Consider the following 16,455-nt stretch of genomic DNA (forward strand, 5'->3'; position numbering starts at 1 on the left):
AAATTCAAATTAGTGCATTAAATTTATCATGAAAAAATCCTGATTATAGACGGAACAACCTAATTCTTCTTTTTGTTTCAAAAGTCCCAGATTATACCCTGCTTCATTTTCATCATCCACAATTCCCATATCTAAAAAATACTTACCCTCATTTTGATACTTACGTGTTAGATTTATAAATAGAAAATCCAAAGCTCTAAATTTTTCTCCAATTTTTGAAGTAGCTCCATATTGCGATTTAACTACATTTTTAGTTTCAAAAATGGTTATTCCAGCTATAATGTGACCATCCTTATATGCTGAATATTGTTTTATATTTTGAGGAAATCTAGATTTTAAAAGTGTAATTTCTTCTTGAGAATGAACTGGCTTTGTATTGAATTTCTCTTGTAAACGTGGTTTCAAAATTTTCTCCCAGAAAGGATCAAAATCTAATTCTTCTACAATCTCTACATCTAAGTTTTCTATTCTTCTAAAGTGTTTTAATTTACTTTTTGAAATCTTCAAAGGTACAGATAGATTAATCGCTAAATTCATTTCTTTTCTTTCCAAAACTGCATGTCTTCTCATTAAAAAAAACTCCATTTCTTTGTTTCCCTGCGAAAAATAAAAATCCGGAATTGGCTTATAATAAAAAGTTTCTATTTGGTTTTCTTTCAAAAAAAGTAAAATTTCATCCAGAATCGATTCTACTTTTTCTGCATTTAATTTAGAAGTATAAACCAATCCGCCATAAGTAAGTCCTTGATGAGAATAAAGGTCATTTCCTTTTTTATTGGCTGGAAGAACAGCACGTAATTTTTCATCTTCAAAAACTAAAAGCGAAAAATCTTCAAATCGATCTTTATGATATTCCATAAAATCGCGATGAAACAAAAAAGTAGCGTTTTTTGCCTGAGCGATAAAATCGTTCCAAACTGAAAAATCCTCCTGATTGTATTTCTTTATACTGTATTTTTTCATCTGCGAATTACTTGTGATCAAATGCTTTTAAGTGCCATTTATATTTTACCGCCATAAGCCTGATTACAATAATAACAAGGGAAGTAACCAAATACAAGACATCGACATTTAAGTTTAGTTGTCGTAAACCAAAAAATACGATTCCGCCAAAAATACAGATTGTAGCATATATTTCTTCTCTAAAAACGTTCGGGATTTCGTTACACAAAATATCACGAATTACACCTCCAAAACAAGCTGTCATGGTTCCCAACGCAATACAAATTGCAGGATGAAGTCCAGTTAGAAGACCTCTTTCTAGACCAATCAAAGTAAAAACGCCAAGACCAATCGTATCAAATAAAAATAATGAAGTTCTGAGTTTATCAAACCTTTTTCTAAAAATAATGGCAAGAAAAAATCCTAAAATGATCACATAAACATACTGCATATCACGCATCCAACCTACAGGAGTTCTTCCGATAAGTACATCACGAAGTGTTCCGCCTCCAACTGCCGTAACAAAGGCAATAATAAAAACACCAAACGGATCCAGTTTTTTATGCATTGCCGTTAAAGCTCCGGACATCGCAAATGCCATTGTCCCAATAATATCTAGTAAGTGAAACATTTTTTTTTAAGTTACAAAGATGCAAAGGGACAAAGTTACAAAGTTGTAAGGAATTATCTGAACAAATAAATTACTCTAAATGTAATCGTTATTTTTTAACGTAAATCGGACTTCTCTTTAATAAATAACTTACAGAATCCATCCAACTGTCTTTTACTGCTAAAAAGGGCTTGCGAGTCTGAGAGTAGATTTTATCTCTGTTTTTATACATATCAAAATAAACCGTGTAGTAATAATAACTCTGATTGTTTGATGTGGTAGTCGAAACATCGTTTGTGGTTACTTTTTTGTTGTTATTGCTCACTTTTGCATTTCCACTGTTGTAAGTGGTCGAAGTTGCAGCTGTTCCGATTGTATATGAAATTTTAGTGGCCACAATATTATCTACTCCTAGTATTTTTTCCAGATCATCTATTGGAGTTTCATCTATGTTAGTGTGGTCGATTCCTGCTTTGTGCAGTAAACTGTTTGTCGTTCTTAAATCTTGAACCGTTAACGGAAAAATATTTGAAGATTTGTCCAGCAGTTTATTATAAAGATCATTTTGGGCAAATTTTGCCATATCTTCTGAGCTTTCCTGTGTATCTGAATTTAAATAAGGAACTGGAAGGACTGCTATTGTATTGGTCTTCATTTCTGAAGCTGTAATTCCAGACGATGCAGCCGATGGTGCACTATTTCCCTGACTAACATCAAAAGTTTGCGATCGTCCGCTGGCAAAGTCAATTCTGGCAATTTGTGAGACGTCAAGCGAAATTTGCAATGTTTCTCCTGGAAGTGAATATTCTACGGTTTTATCAGACATTTTTGCAATAGTACATTCAATAATCTGATAATCTCTCTTGATGATTTTATCTAGTTTTTTTCCGCCTTGAGCGAAACTAAAAACGAAAGCAAACAACATTAATACAGTAAGGAAAGACTTTTTAATTTTCATGATGCTGGATTTATTTGATTGTACTAATTAATAATCAGCTAAATATAAAAAATTAAAACGTAAAGTGGAGAATCTTTCCTACTTCTTAAAGAAAAAATTACATATGCTGTGTGTAGAAATTATAATCTTTTAAAATCACTCTGATAAAATCGCTATTATTTCCAGATTGATTTTTAATTCCTGTTACACTTTCGATTTTCGCTACTAGTTTGTAGATGATTTCGTGATCGTTTTTGGCTTCGGCTTTTTGGTACGTTTCTTTAATGATTCGCATATCATTATCAGAAAGTTTAATCACCAAAGGATAAGTTGGCACATAAGCATCTCCGATTTCTTCCAAAATAGTGTGACTGATATTAATTTTATTTTTTAAAGTAATAACAGCTGTTCCTGCCGCCATATCACCTAAACGTTGTGATTTCTGACTCGTAATCATGGTTATTATTCCAGGAAGGCCAAAAAGACTGAAAAAATCAATTACCCTAAAAAACCAACGGATTAAATAATCGCCAAAACCTGCCTGATAACCATCAATTTTAACCACTTTAATTTTGACTAATTTCTTTCCGAGTGATTGTCCTTCAAAAACACTTTCTAAAACTAAAGAATACACTATAATTGGCGAATATATAATTAAATAGATGGCACCTTTTGACCATCCGTCAAGATTAAACATTAATCGTTCTACTTGAAGCCAATCAAAAACTACTAAAGAAATCGTAAACCAATAGGAGATTATAATGGCAAAATCGATGAAAAAAGCGCCCAGTCTCTCGCCTACTGTAGCGGCAATAAAATTTATTTTGACATTTTGTGTCGTATTAATAGATAATTCTGACATATTTTATATTTTAGCCTACAATGAGAGAAATCGCTTTTATAAAACAAAATAAAGAAAAATGGCTCGAGTTTGAGCTAGCAATTTTCGGTAAAGCTAAAAAAAATCCTGATGAATTAGCTAATTTATACATTCAAATGATGAATGACTTAGCTTATGCCCAAACGTATTACCCTAAAAGTAAAACGGTTGTGTACTTAAATCATCTGGCTTCCCAGATTTATCAAAAGATTTATAAAACCAAACGAACAGACCGAAATCAATTTATAGACTTTTTTAAAATTGATGTTCCGTTGCTGGTTTATGAGTATAAAAGATATTTACTTTATGCTTTTGCCTTGTTTTTTGTGACTGTTTCTATTGGAGTAATTTCTGCACGCTACGATCAGGATTTTGTTCGTTTGATTTTAGGTGACGAATATGTCAACATGACTTTAGAAAACATCAAAAAAGGGAATCCAATGGCGGTTTATGGTTCTGGAAGCAATTGGGGAAGTTTTATCGGAATAACCGTAAACAATCTTTTTGTTGGTGCAAAATGTTATTTCTATGGCATTTTTGCAGGAATTGGTACGTTTACTATCTTTCTTCAAAACTGCATTATGCTGGGATCTTTTCAATATTTCTTTTACGAACAAGGCGTTTTCTGGAAAAGTGTTCGTGGAATCTGGATTCACGGTTCGATGGAAATTTTCGCTATTGTTATAGAAACTACAGCCGGATTTATTTTAGGAGCTTCAATTCTATTTCCAAAAACTTTTTCAAGATTAAATTCATTTAAAATTGGTTTTAAAAACAGTTTCAAAATTTTCCTAAGCACATTTCCTTTTACTATAAGCGCAGGATTTCTGGAAGGTTTTATTACCCGATATTCTATTGATATGCCTAATTGGTTAAGCAGTTTCATCATTTTAATTACGCTTGCTATTATTTCGTTTTATTACTTGATTTATCCTTTTATAGTGCACAAAAAATTACATTCTTTAACCGCCGAAAACCTTTAAAACGAGTAATGACAAGATTATTATTTATTTTATCTTTTCTTTTTTGCTTTTCTGTTTCTCAGGCACAGGACTCTCTTGCTGTACCTGTACCGGTTGATCCGCCAAAAATCAGTTCGATTAAATATACTGAAAAGGATATTCAGGTTGATTCCAGAAAAGTAACCCCTAAACATTTCGATAAAAATTTCAAGAAAAAATACACCGATCCTGAGTTTGTTTATGAATACAAAGCTCCTGAAAAAAACTGGTGGGATCATTTTAAGTATTGGCTGGCAAGCAAATTAGCCAATTTATTTAATTTTAAAAGCGTTAAAACCTCTCTGAATTTCTTAGGAATTTTGATTAGAGTTATCGCAGTTGTGATTGTTATTGTATTGATTTACTTCATTGTAAGAGCTATTACAAAACAAGAAGGAAGATGGATTTTTGGAAAAAATGCCAACAAAAAATCTATTTTCTATTCTGATGCTGAGAAAAACATTCATCTTTTAGATTTCGAAAAACTAATAAAAGAAAGTACTGAAGCGGGCGAACGAAGAATCGCAGTACGTTATTATTATCTCTGGCTCTTAAAAGTAATGGCGCAACACAATTATATTGAATGGGATATCGAAAAAACCAATTCAGATTATGTCTACGAATTACATCAGCCTGCTCATAAAGAAGAATTCATTTATCTTTCTTATTTGTACAATTATATCTGGTACGGCGAATTTGAAATTGATGATGTTACTTTTAGAAAAACAGAAAACAGATTTAAGAATGCTTTAAAAACCTTCGGCAATGGATAAAAACGTCAAAATATACATTGCTATTCTGGTATTAATAATCGGTTTGATTATGTTTACAGACAATGGACAGCCCAAAACTATTGACTGGACTCCTACTTATTCTGTAAATGATAAAATTCCGTTTGGATTATACATTTTTGATCACGAAATAAAAGGCTTTTTCAAGAATCAAAAAGTGGAGAAAATTTCGACGCAAACACCATACGAATATCTAGATGCTCAATATGACGAAAATGAAAATGTTGAGAATTACAGAATTAAAGGTACTTTTATCAATATTTCTGAAGCAAACAATATAGACGAACAGTCTATGAAAGAAATTTTATATTTTGTTTCGCACGGAAACAAAGCTTTTTTAAGCATGAGAGCTTTTCCAAAAGTCTTGCTCGATTCCTTAAAAATACAATTAGCAACAGATTTTATGCCTTCAGAAAATGTTTCGATCTGGATGGCAAATAAAAATGTAAGTTCAAAAAAATATACTTTTAATACTGGTTTAAGTGATTACTTTTCCAGAATCGATACATTAAACACAAAAGTTTTAGGGTATCAAAACAGCAATAAAAATAAAAGACAGATTAATTTTATTGAAGTTCCGTACAAAAACGGATATGTATATTTACACACGCAACCTGTAGCTTTTACGAATTATAATCTATTAAAAAAGGATCATTATCAATATGCCGAAAATGTGCTTTCGTATTTCACAAAAGGAGATATCTTTTGGCACAATAAAAGCCTGAATGATAAAAGAATTTCAAATTCTCCAATGCGTTATATTTTCAGTCAGCCCGCATTAAAATCGGCTTGGCTTTTAGGACTTCTTGGACTTTTAATTTTTATGATCTTTAATGCAAAACGCAAACAACGTATAGTTCCAATTATAAAACCATTGCAGAATCTTACTGTAGATTTTACTAAAACAATCGGAAATTTATATTATCAGGAAGGAGATCACACCAATATTATTGACAAAAAAATTATCTATTTCCTAGAAAAAATCAGAACGGATTATCTGATTGATACAACAAAATTGGATGAAGAATTCATTAAAAAATTACATTATAAAACCGGAAAAGACCAAAGAGATATTGAAGAACTTGTTCGTTTAATCAATGAGCATCGAAACAGTTATCACGGAAGCATTGAAGAAGATTTGATTAAAATAAACACAGCAATAGAAAAGATTTTACATTAATATAGTTTTAGAGTTATCAGGATAAAGATTAGCACAGATGATCTAAAAATCCTTTTTAATCCTTTAAATCTGTGGCAAAAAATAAAAACATACCAAATTATGGACGATATCAATACATCATCAAACGAAATCACAAATGAAAATGTGAATTTTGAAACCAGAATCAATTTAGGACCTCTTTTAGAACATGTAAATACAATCAAAAAAGAGATCGAAACTGTAATTGTTGGACAACACAAAATGGTAGATCAGCTTTTGGTAGCTATTTTATCAAACGGACATGTTCTTTTGGAAGGTGTTCCAGGAGTTGCCAAAACTATTACCGCTAAATTGCTGGCTAAAACTTTAAATATTGGTTTCAGCAGAATTCAGTTTACGCCAGATTTGATGCCTTCTGATATTTTAGGAACTTCAATATTCAATTTGAAAAATTCAGAATTTGAATTCAAAAAAGGACCAATTTTCTCTAATTTGATTTTAATTGATGAGATCAACCGTGCTCCTGCCAAAACGCAAGCGGCACTTTTTGAAGTGATGGAAGAACGTCAAATCACAATTGATGGATCTGGATATCAGTTAGAAACTCCATTTTTGGTAATTGCTACTCAAAATCCGATTGAGCAGGAAGGAACTTATCGTTTACCTGAAGCACAATTAGATCGTTTTCTTTTCAAAATCACTATTGATTATCCGAAATTGAATGAAGAGATTTTAATTATTCAAAGAGAGCATTCTTTACAAGATCACGGAAAATTGGATGCTATAAAAACCATTCTTTCTTCTGAAGAAATCAAAGAATATCAGGCTTTGGTAAAACAAATTAGAGTAGAACAAAATTTATTGGAATATATCGCTAGAATCGTCGTAAATACACGTGAAAATGCCTTTTTATATTTAGGTGCTTCTCCTCGTGCTTCTATTGCTATTTTGAATGCGGCTAAAGGTTTTGCTGCTATCCGTGGACGTGATTTTGTTACTCCTGAGGATATTAAAGAAGCTGCAATTCCAGTTTTACAACATAGAGTTATTGTAACTCCAGAACGTGAAATGGAAGGCATTACAAGTTCAGAAATCATTAAACAGATTATTGAAACAGTCGAAATTCCTAGATAGTTTTAGTCGCAATTTTAGTTTTCAGTCTCAGCTCAATAACTATAAATTGCAACAAAACTAGAAACTTTAAACCTGAAAATCAGAAACAATAAAAAATGAAATTCATAAAAAGTTTATATCTAAATAATTTCTTTTTCTATGTGCTTATAGGCATAATAGGATTATTTATTTGTGCTTTTATTTTTCCGAACATTTATAATGCTGTCTGGCTTATTGTGTTGGGCTTAGTCACTTTTTTAGGACTTGACATCTTAATGCTTTATATTGCCAGAACTGGACTTGAAGCAGAAAGAATTACTCCAGAAAAACTATCAAATGGAGATTTAAATCCGATTAGAATTAATTTAAAAAACCATTATAATTTTCCAGTTTCAGTTAAAATAATTGACGAGATTCCGTTTCAGTTTCAGGTTCGTGATTTTAAAATTGTAAAATCAATAAAAGCTTCCACACAGAAAGAAATTAGCTATGAGCTTCGTCCAACAGAACGCGGTGAATATCATTTTGGAGCTTTAAACGTTTATGTCTCATCGCCTTTAAAATTAATTTCAAGAAGATTTTCATTTGATAAAGATCAAATGGTTCCGACTTATCCTTCTTATATTCAATTAAGAAAGTACGATTTAATCGCTTTCTCGAACAATCTATTTCAATACGGAATCAAGAAAATACGCCGAATTGGTCATACAATGGAGTTTGAACAAATTAAAGAATATGTTCAAGGCGATGACTTAAGAACATTGAATTGGAAAGCGACTGCCAAAAGAAATTCTTTAATGGTCAATCAGTTTCAGGATGAAAAATCACAATCGGTTTATATGGCAATTGACAAAGGACGTGTCATGCAAATGCCTTTTGACGGATTGAGTTTATTGGATTATGCAATTAATTCTGCTTTGGTTTTATCTAATGTTATCTTGAAAAAACAGGATAAAGCAGGGCTTTTTTCTTTTTCTAAAAAAGTAGAAAACAGAGTTTTTGCTGAAAGAAGAGGTTCTCAAATGCAGAAAATTCTCGAAACTTTATACAATGTAAAAACCGATTTTTTTGAAAGTGATTACAGCCGACTGTACGTTGACATCAAGAAAAACATCAACCAAAGAAGTTTAATTATTCTCTATACGAATTTTGAAACAATGGACGGATTAAATCGTCAATTGCCTTACTTAAAAGGAATTGCGAAAAGCCATTTATTGGTCGTTGTTTTCTTTAGCAATACAGAATTAAACAGCATAATCAACAAAAAAACAACTACAATCCAGGAAGTTTACGATAAAGTTATTGCCGAAAAATTCATGTTCGAAAAACGATTAATCGTAAACGAATTGAAGAAATACGGAATTCATTCGGTTTTAACACAACCAGAAAACCTGACTTTAGATGCCATAAATAAATATCTTGAAATTAAATCAAGAGGTATTTTGTAAATCTTCTCTTTATTAATTTATAGTTACGTTACGTTATCCCGTAAAAATTGATTCATTAAATTAATTAGTTTTGAATCATTAATGTAATTTCAAATTAATAAAAGATGAAAAAAGCAGTCTTATTTCTGTTCATTTTAGCTGGTATTCAATCTCAAGCGCAAAAAACAGAAAACATCATCATTATTACTACAGATGGGTTTAGATGGCAGGAAGTTTTTAAAGGAATCGATCCTGCAATTGCCAATGACAAAAAATTCAATCAGGGAGATAGTGCCTATATTTATAAAAAATATGCTGATGCTGATATCAAAGAAGCACGTAAAAAACTGATGCCTTTTTTCTGGTCTGAAATTGTTTCGAAAGGACAAATTTATGGCAATAGAGATTTAGGAAATAAGGTAGATGTTGCGAATCCTTACTGGTTCAGTTATCCTGGCTATAGCGAAATCATGACTGGAAATGTTGATTTAAAAGTAAACTCAAATGGTTACAAACCAAATCCGAATGTAAATGTTTTGGAATTCTTAAATCAGCAGTCTAAACTAAAAGGAAAAGTTGTCGCTTTTGGTGCCTGGGATGCTTTTGACAGAATTCTGAATGAAGAAAGAAGTGGTTTTCCAGTAATTTCAGCCTTTGATAAAGTGGGTGGAAACAAACCAACTCCAGCCCAAAAATTATTAAATGAAATGCGTGACAATTCCTTTAAACCTTTTCATCAAGATGAATGCCTAGATGTTTTTACACATTATCAGGCAATGGATGAATTGAAAACTAAAAAACCTAAAGTACTTTATGTTGCTTACGGCGAAACCGATGAATGGGCGCATCACGGAGATTACAGATCTTATCTTGACGCTGCAAATCAAGTCGATAAATGGATTCAGGAAATCTGGAATTTCATTCAAAACGATCCACAGTACAAAAACAAAACAACTTTATTTATCACAGTAGATCACGGACGAGGAGATAAAGTAAAAGCACAATGGACGGACCACGGAGCTGATGTTCCTGGCGCATCTGAAATCTGGTTCGCTGCAATGGGACCTGAAATTACACCTAAAGGCGAGATTAAAACCGAATCTCAATTTTATCAAAAACAATTCGCTCAAACTTTGGCCAAAATAATGGGTTACGATTTTAAAACGTCGCATCCTGTCGAAAAAGAGATTTCAGAATTATTCTAATACAACCAAAACCATAAATAATTTTTTAACCAATTAAACCCAAATGAAAAAAAACTTATTATTTCTATTGCTATCGATTCTTTCGATTGCTAAAATTACAGCCCAACAGCCTGATACTTTAAAGGCTTTTTATGACAAAATCGACAAATCTTTCACTTACGAAACAGGAAAAATCAAACTGCCTGAAGGTGAAGGAACTTTAAATGTCCCAAAAGGGTTCAAATTTTTAAATGGAGAACAAACCCAAAACGTTCTGACCAATTTATGGGGAAATCCCGAAGATAAATCTATTTTAGGTTCTCTTGTTCCAGACGGAAAAGGTGTAACTCATGCCGACAGCTGGATGTTTGTTATAAGTTATCAAGGTGATGGCTATGTAAAAGATGATGACGCAGACGATATTGATTATGATGATCTTCTTAAAACTATGAAAGAAGATGTTAAAGCTGAAAATGAAGAAAGAAAAAAAGGTGGTTATTCTGAAGTTCAATTGATTGGATGGGCATCTAAACCTTATTATGACAACAACTTAAAAGTGTTACACTGGGCAAAAGAATTGCAATTTGGCCAAGATAAAGAACATACCTTAAACTATGACTTAAGAGTTTTAGGAAGAAAAGGAATGTACAACATTTCTGCTGTAGCAGGTGTAAATCAGTTAGAAGAAGTTAAAGCCAGTATTCCGGGAATCATTAAAAGTGTAGAATTTAATGACGGACACAAATATTTGGATTTTGACGCTGATACAGATACTGTTGCTGCTTGGACAATTGGAGGTTTAGTTGCTGGAAAAGTTTTAGCTAAAGTTGGTTTCTTTGCAATCCTAGCCAAATTCGGAAAGTTTATCGTAATCGGAATTATAGCTGCTTTTGCAGGAATTAAAAAATTCCTTTTCGGAGATAAAAATCAGGTTGTTACAAAACCTGTTGAAGAAACTGCTCAATTAGAAGAAAATAACAACACTACAGAAGAGTAATATTTTTTGCCACGAATTACACAAATTTCCACGAATTATTTTTTGTTTTTATAGGAGAAAAAATTGGTGAAATTTGTGTAATTCGGGGCAGAATAAAAAAGACTTTGATTCTTTGTCGCTTTGTCACTTTGTGTCTTTCAAAAAAAACTCAGTACCTTAGCGCCTTAGAAACTTAGTATCTCAAAAAAATGAAACAAATCACTTCTGTTCAAAATCCGTTTATAAAATCTTTGGTTTTACTTCAGGAAAAATCCAAAGCAAGAAAACAAACTGGAACATTTTTGATTGAAGGCTTACGCGAAATTTCATTAGCAATAAAAGGTGGTTATGAAATCGAAACCGTTTTATTTTTACCTGAATTAGTTTCTGAAACTGAAATCAATAAACTGATTCAAAACCCTTTTCAAATTATTGAAATCAACAAAGAAGTTTATCAGAAACTGGCTTATCGCGATACAACGGAAGGAATTTTAGCTGTTGCAAAAAGTAAATCACTTCAATTATCTGATCTCCAATTATCCGAAAACCCATTAATTCTGGTGGTAGAATCACTGGAAAAACCAGGAAATATTGGCGCCGTTTTACGTACAGCAGATGCCGCTAATCTAGATGCCGTTTTAATTGCCAATCCTAAGAGTGATTTGTACAATCCGAACATTGTTCGTTCAAGTGTTGGCTGTCTTTTTACGAATCAAATTGCAACTGGGACAACTTCTGAAATCATTGCTTTTTTAAAAGAAAAAAAGATCAGTTTTTATAGTGCCACTTTGCAAAATTCCACTTCTTATCATACTCAGAATTTTACAACACCAACCGCTTTGGTTGTTGGAACTGAGGCAACAGGATTAACTCAGCAATGGCGAGATGAAGCTACTCAAAACATTATCATTCCCATGCAAGGAGAAATCGATAGTATGAACGTTTCTGTAGCTGCCGCAATTTTAATTTTTGAAGCTAAAAGACAAAGAGGGTTCTGATTTTAGATTTTAGATTTTAGATTTTAGATTTTAGATTTTAGATTTTAGATTTTAGATTTTAGATTTTCCAAAAATCGCTTCGCTCTTTTTGGAATTTGGACTCGAGCGATAGCGAACAGGCGAAGCAATTTAAAATTTGCTTTTTCATCTTGGACTGATTGAAGTCGAAGTCCCATTCTTACACAAAAAAACCTAAAATCTGCAATCAAAAATCTACATTTTTCTTCCTTGCGTATATTCAAACTAATTCTTATTTTTAGTACTTGAACTATGCCGTTATGACAGAAATAGATATTGAAAAAGAAAACAAAGCTATTGCACAGGAATACAAGGAATTACTTCGAATAAGTTACCAAACTTTAAGCCCAACTGATAAAAAATTAATTCGAAAAGCTTTTGATGTTGCAGTTGATGCGCACAAAGAGCAGAGACGTAAGTCAGGCGAAGCATATATCTTTCACCCTATTGCAGTTGCAAAAATTGTTGCCTCAGAAATTGGTCTGGGAGCGACCTCTATCGCTGCGGCTTTACTACACGATGTTGTAGAAGACACTCCCATGACAGTTGAAGATATTGAGCGTCTCTTTAATCCGAAAGTTGCGCAATTGGTTGAAGGTTTGACTAAAATTTCATTAGTTCAAAAAGACTTAAATGCTTCTATGCAGGCTGAGAATTTCAGAAAAATGATTCTGACATTGAATGATGATGTGCGTGTAATTTTGATCAAACTGGCCGATCGTCTTCATAACATGCAGACGATGGATTCTATGGCAGAATACAAACAGACCAAAATTGCGTCTGAAACACTATACATTTATGCGCCTCTAGCCCATCGTTTAGGACTTTACAACATTAAAACTAAACTAGAAGATTTAGGATTAAAATATACAGAACCTGCTGTTTATGATGATATTGTAAGCAAAATTCGAGAAACTAAAGAACAGCAAGATGCTTACATCAAAGACATTTCAGATGTTCTGAAAAAATCTTTAGATAACGAAGGTGTAGATTATATAATCAAAGGACGCCCAAAATCTATTTATTCAATTCGTCGAAAAATGCGTGCACAAAACGTAACTTTTGATGAAGTTTATGATAAATTCGCTCTTCGAATTGTATATAAAGCAGATACTCACGAAGAAAAATTCATTGCTTGGAAAATCTATTCTATCGTAACTGATCATTACAGACCAAGCCCTAGCCGTTTGCGTGATTGGATTTCATCTCCAAAATCTACAGGTTATGAAGCATTACACATCACAGTAATGGGACCTAAAGGACGCTGGGTAGAAGTTCAGGTTCGAAGCGAGCGTATGGACGAAATTGCCGAAAAAGGTTATGCTGCACATTACAAATACAAAAACGGAGCAACCGAAGAAAGCGGTTTAGATACATGGCTAAATTTGCTTCGCGAAGCTTTAGAAAATCAAGAAACCAATGCGGTTGATTTTGTCGAAGATTTTAAAATGAATTTATATTCAAAAGAAATCTTTGTCTTTACTCCAAAAGGAGAAATCAAATCATTGCCTAAAGGTGCGACTTCTCTAGACTTTGCCTTTAGTATTCACTCTGAAATCGGAATTAAAACAAGAGGAACTCGTGTAAACGGACGTTTAGTTCCATTAAATCATGAGCTTAAAAGTGGTGATCAAGTTGAAGTCATTACTTCTGCCAATCAAAAACCAACGGTAAACTGGCTGGAATATGTAACTACTTCTAGAGCCAAAAATAAAATTAAAAACGTTCTTAACGAGAACACTAAAAAAATTGCAGAAGAAGGAAAAGAATTATTGGTTCGAAAACTAAAACATTTAAAAATCACTTTTAATGAACAGGTTACAAACGAGTTAGTAAACTTCTTTAAATTAAAAACAAGCTTAGATTTATTTTATAGAGTTGGAATTGGCGCGATCGAAAATCAACAGCTGAAAGATTACGCGGCACAAAAAGGAAATTCGTTTATCAATTTCTTTAAAAATAAAATCAAAAGAAATAAAGATACAGCAGACGAGGATATTCATAAACCAGTTATCAGCAGTAATTATGACATGCTGGTTTTTGGAACGGAGCACGACAAGCTGGATTATAAACTTTCGCAATGCTGTAACCCAATTCCTGGAGACGATGTTTTTGGATTTGTGACCATTAACGAAGGAATTAAAGTGCATAAAAAAGATTGTCCGAATGCCATCGGAATGCAATCTAATTATGCTTACCGAATTATGAGTGCCAAATGGATTGACTCTTCTCAAGAAGAATTCAAAGCCATCATCAATATCACCGGAATGGATGTTTTAGGACTTACCAACCAATTGACAAGAGTAATTTCGAACAATATGAGCGTAAACATTCAAAGTATTTCTTTGAGCACAGATGCCGGAATTTTCCATGGTCAGATTGCTGTAATTGTAAAAAATAACACCATTTTGAAGAAAATGATCAATGCAATTAAGAAAATTGATGGCGTTGATAAGGTTACAAGAGAGTATAGAACCTAACTTTTTAGGGAAACTATAAGAATTTTGTAACGAAACTTTAAACCCGAAACTTTTATTCATTAAAAATAAAAAATTATCTTTGCCGGATATGACACTTATTTCAACTGACAACACTAAGAATCAAGAAATTGTAAAAAATGTTTTTACACTATATCTTGAGCAAAAAGGGCATCGCAAAACTCCTGAGCGTTATGCTATACTTCAGGAAATTTACGATAGCGAGGAGCATTTTGATATAGAAAATCTTTATATCAAAATGAAAAACAAAAACTATCGTGTGAGTAGAGCTACTTTATACAACACGATCGAGTTATTGTTAGACTGCGCTTTGGTTAGAAAACATCAATTTGGACAAAATCAGGCTTATTATGAAAAATCATATTTTGATAAGCAGCACGACCACATCATTATGACAGATTCTGGTGAGGTAATCGAATTTTGTGATCCAAGAATTCAAACCATCAAAAAAACTATCGAAGAAATTTTTGATATCGAAATTACAAATCATTCGCTTTATTTCTACGGAAACAAAAAGCAAAATTCAAACTCATAGTCTTTAATCAGACTTTTAGGAAAAACAAAAAAAGAAAAATTAACTACATAATCAGTAGGACAACTTAGAGTGTCCCAACGCAAATTAAAACAGAATGACCGTAGATTTATTACTAGGATTACAATGGGGAGATGAAGGTAAAGGAAAAATTGTTGACGTACTTACCTCAAACTATGATATTATTGCACGTTTCCAAGGAGGACCAAACGCAGGACATACATTAGAATTTGACGGAATTAAACACGTACTTAGAACAATCCCTTCTGGAATTTTTCACAAAAATTCAGTAAATATTATCGGAAACGGTGTTGTAATTGATCCTGTAGTTTTCCAAAAAGAAATCGAAGGTTTAGAGAAATTCAACCTTGATATCAAAAGCAAATTAATTATCTCTAGAAAAGCACACTTAATTTTACCAACACACCGTTTGCTTGATGCTGCTTCTGAAGCTTCTAAAGGAAAAGCAAAAATTGGTTCTACTCTAAAAGGAATTGGACCAACTTACATGGACAAAACAGGTAGAAATGGTTTACGTGTTGGAGATATCGAATTAGAAGATTTCAAAGAGCGTTACAGAGCTTTAGCAGACAAACATGAAGCAATGATTGCTTTTTATGATGTTGCTATTCAATATAATTTAGCTGAATTAGAAAAAGAATTCTTTGAAGCTATCGAAGAACTTAAAAAATTAGATTTCATTGACAGTGAAGAATACATGCACCAAGCTCAAAAAGCTGGAAAATCTATTCTTTGCGAAGGTGCTCAAGGATCTTTATTAGATGTTGATTTCGGAACTTATCCTTTCGTAACTTCATCAAACACTACTGCAGCTGGAGCTTGTACAGGTTTAGGAATTGCTCCAAACAAAATCAAAGAAGTTTACGGAATTTTCAAAGCTTATGTTACTCGTGTTGGTAGCGGACCTTTCCCAACTGAACTTTTTGACGAAGTTGGTGCTACAATGGCAAAAGTGGGTAACGAATTTGGTTCTGTAACAGGAAGACAAAGACGTTGCGGATGGTTAGATTTAGTAGCTTTAAAATATGCTGTTCAAGTTAATGGAGTTACTCAGTTAATGATGATGAAAGGTGATGTACTTTCTGGTTTTGAAACTTTAAAAGTTTGTACTGAATACAACTACAAAGGACAAAATATTTCTCACTTCCCATACAACATTGAACCAGAAAACGTTACTCCAGTTTATAAAGAATTTAAAGGATGGAAAGCTGACTTAACAGGTTTAACAACTTATGATCAATTACCAATTGAGCTAAAAGAATATATTGAGTTTATTGAAAAAGAAATCGAAGTACCAATCAAAATTGTATCGGTTGGACCAGACAGAAAACAAACAATAACAAAATAATACATTTAAAACGCTCTGAT

The 16,455-nt window shown here is 32.5% G+C and carries 15 protein-coding genes; 11 read left to right on the top strand and 4 right to left on the bottom strand.

The window, feature by feature from the left end; genetic code table 11:
* Positions 1-9: 9 nt before the first annotated feature.
* The 4 genes from NQQ59_RS06490 to NQQ59_RS06505 all read right to left on the bottom strand — a co-directional run bounded on the left by NQQ59_RS06490 (position 10) and on the right by NQQ59_RS06505 (position 3,351).
* Entirely contained in the window at positions 10-963 is a 954-nt protein-coding gene (locus NQQ59_RS06490; protein WP_144214842.1) for a FemAB family protein, read from the bottom strand.
* 7 nt (positions 964-970) lie between these two features.
* Positions 971-1,573, bottom strand: a complete 603-nt coding sequence (locus NQQ59_RS06495; protein WP_144214843.1) for a trimeric intracellular cation channel family protein — start codon at positions 1,571-1,573, stop codon at positions 971-973.
* Positions 1,574-1,661: 88 nt separating this feature from the next.
* Complete coding sequence (locus tag NQQ59_RS06500) at positions 1,662-2,510, bottom strand: hypothetical protein (protein ID WP_144214844.1); 849 nt, start codon at positions 2,508-2,510, stop codon at positions 1,662-1,664.
* 97 nt (positions 2,511-2,607) lie between these two features.
* Entirely contained in the window at positions 2,608-3,351 is a 744-nt protein-coding gene (locus NQQ59_RS06505) for an RDD family protein (RefSeq protein ID WP_144214845.1), read from the bottom strand.
* 20 nt (positions 3,352-3,371) lie between these two features.
* On the opposite strand from NQQ59_RS06505, the gene NQQ59_RS06510 reads away from it, so the two are divergent.
* The 11 genes from NQQ59_RS06510 (at position 3,372) to NQQ59_RS06560 (ending at position 16,435) form a co-directional block, all read left to right on the top strand.
* Positions 3,372-4,352: a stage II sporulation protein M gene (locus NQQ59_RS06510; RefSeq protein WP_144214846.1), complete on the top strand. Its 981-nt coding sequence runs from the start codon at positions 3,372-3,374 to the stop codon at positions 4,350-4,352.
* 8 nt (positions 4,353-4,360) lie between these two features.
* Positions 4,361-5,143, top strand: a complete 783-nt coding sequence (locus NQQ59_RS06515) for a DUF4129 domain-containing protein (RefSeq protein ID WP_144214847.1) — start codon at positions 4,361-4,363, stop codon at positions 5,141-5,143.
* Complete coding sequence (locus NQQ59_RS06520) at positions 5,136-6,341, top strand: DUF4350 domain-containing protein (protein WP_144214848.1); 1,206 nt, start codon at positions 5,136-5,138, stop codon at positions 6,339-6,341. The genes NQQ59_RS06515 and NQQ59_RS06520 overlap by 8 nt, the downstream gene beginning before the upstream one ends.
* Before the next feature lie 99 nt (positions 6,342-6,440).
* On the top strand, positions 6,441-7,454 hold the full coding sequence (locus NQQ59_RS06525) for an AAA family ATPase (protein WP_144214849.1): 1,014 nt from the start codon (positions 6,441-6,443) through the stop codon (positions 7,452-7,454).
* Between the two features lie 95 nt (positions 7,455-7,549).
* Complete coding sequence (locus NQQ59_RS06530; protein ID WP_144214850.1) at positions 7,550-8,881, top strand: DUF58 domain-containing protein; 1,332 nt, start codon at positions 7,550-7,552, stop codon at positions 8,879-8,881.
* Positions 8,882-8,985: 104 nt separating this feature from the next.
* Entirely contained in the window at positions 8,986-10,065 is a 1,080-nt protein-coding gene (locus NQQ59_RS06535; RefSeq protein ID WP_144214851.1) for a phosphoglyceromutase, read from the top strand.
* Between the two features lie 43 nt (positions 10,066-10,108).
* Entirely contained in the window at positions 10,109-11,041 is a 933-nt protein-coding gene (locus NQQ59_RS06540; RefSeq protein WP_144214852.1) for a DUF2167 domain-containing protein, read from the top strand.
* 188 nt (positions 11,042-11,229) lie between these two features.
* Complete coding sequence (locus NQQ59_RS06545; protein WP_144214853.1) at positions 11,230-12,018, top strand: TrmH family RNA methyltransferase; 789 nt, start codon at positions 11,230-11,232, stop codon at positions 12,016-12,018.
* Between the two features lie 278 nt (positions 12,019-12,296).
* Entirely contained in the window at positions 12,297-14,516 is a 2,220-nt protein-coding gene (locus NQQ59_RS06550; protein WP_144214854.1) for a RelA/SpoT family protein, read from the top strand.
* Between the two features lie 88 nt (positions 14,517-14,604).
* Positions 14,605-15,069 (top strand): Fur family transcriptional regulator, encoded by a 465-nt coding sequence (locus NQQ59_RS06555; RefSeq protein ID WP_008462215.1) that lies wholly within the window; start codon positions 14,605-14,607, stop codon positions 15,067-15,069.
* A gap of 94 nt (positions 15,070-15,163) precedes the next feature.
* Complete coding sequence (locus tag NQQ59_RS06560) at positions 15,164-16,435, top strand: adenylosuccinate synthase (protein WP_144214855.1); 1,272 nt, start codon at positions 15,164-15,166, stop codon at positions 16,433-16,435.
* Positions 16,436-16,455 lie beyond the last annotated feature (20 nt).

This window comes from Flavobacterium panacis (genome assembly GCF_024649945.1).
GTDB classification, from domain to species: Bacteria; Bacteroidota; Bacteroidia; order Flavobacteriales; family Flavobacteriaceae; genus Flavobacterium; species Flavobacterium panacis.

Bases quoted from the DNA above. Each gene is read 5' to 3' on its own strand.
- NQQ59_RS06545 (WP_144214853.1), top strand. From the start codon at position 11,230: ATGAAACAAATCACTTCTGTTCAAAATCCGTTTATAAAATCTTTGGTT.
- NQQ59_RS06550 (WP_144214854.1), top strand. From the start codon at position 12,297: ATGACAGAAATAGATATTGAAAAAGAAAACAAAGCTATTGCACAGGAA.
- NQQ59_RS06495 (WP_144214843.1), bottom strand. From the start codon at position 1,573: ATGTTTCACTTACTAGATATTATTGGGACAATGGCATTTGCGATGTCC.
- NQQ59_RS06560 (WP_144214855.1), top strand. From the start codon at position 15,164: ATGACCGTAGATTTATTACTAGGATTACAATGGGGAGATGAAGGTAAA.
- NQQ59_RS06535 (WP_144214851.1), top strand. From the start codon at position 8,986: ATGAAAAAAGCAGTCTTATTTCTGTTCATTTTAGCTGGTATTCAATCT.
- NQQ59_RS06505 (WP_144214845.1), bottom strand. From the start codon at position 3,351: ATGTCAGAATTATCTATTAATACGACACAAAATGTCAAAATAAATTTT.
- NQQ59_RS06515 (WP_144214847.1), top strand. From the start codon at position 4,361: ATGACAAGATTATTATTTATTTTATCTTTTCTTTTTTGCTTTTCTGTT.
- NQQ59_RS06510 (WP_144214846.1), top strand. From the start codon at position 3,372: ATGAGAGAAATCGCTTTTATAAAACAAAATAAAGAAAAATGGCTCGAG.
- NQQ59_RS06530 (WP_144214850.1), top strand. From the start codon at position 7,550: ATGAAATTCATAAAAAGTTTATATCTAAATAATTTCTTTTTCTATGTG.
- NQQ59_RS06540 (WP_144214852.1), top strand. From the start codon at position 10,109: ATGAAAAAAAACTTATTATTTCTATTGCTATCGATTCTTTCGATTGCT.
- NQQ59_RS06555 (WP_008462215.1), top strand. From the start codon at position 14,605: ATGACACTTATTTCAACTGACAACACTAAGAATCAAGAAATTGTAAAA.
- NQQ59_RS06490 (WP_144214842.1), bottom strand. From the start codon at position 963: ATGAAAAAATACAGTATAAAGAAATACAATCAGGAGGATTTTTCAGTT.
- NQQ59_RS06500 (WP_144214844.1), bottom strand. From the start codon at position 2,510: ATGAAAATTAAAAAGTCTTTCCTTACTGTATTAATGTTGTTTGCTTTC.
- NQQ59_RS06525 (WP_144214849.1), top strand. From the start codon at position 6,441: ATGGACGATATCAATACATCATCAAACGAAATCACAAATGAAAATGTG.
- NQQ59_RS06520 (WP_144214848.1), top strand. From the start codon at position 5,136: ATGGATAAAAACGTCAAAATATACATTGCTATTCTGGTATTAATAATC.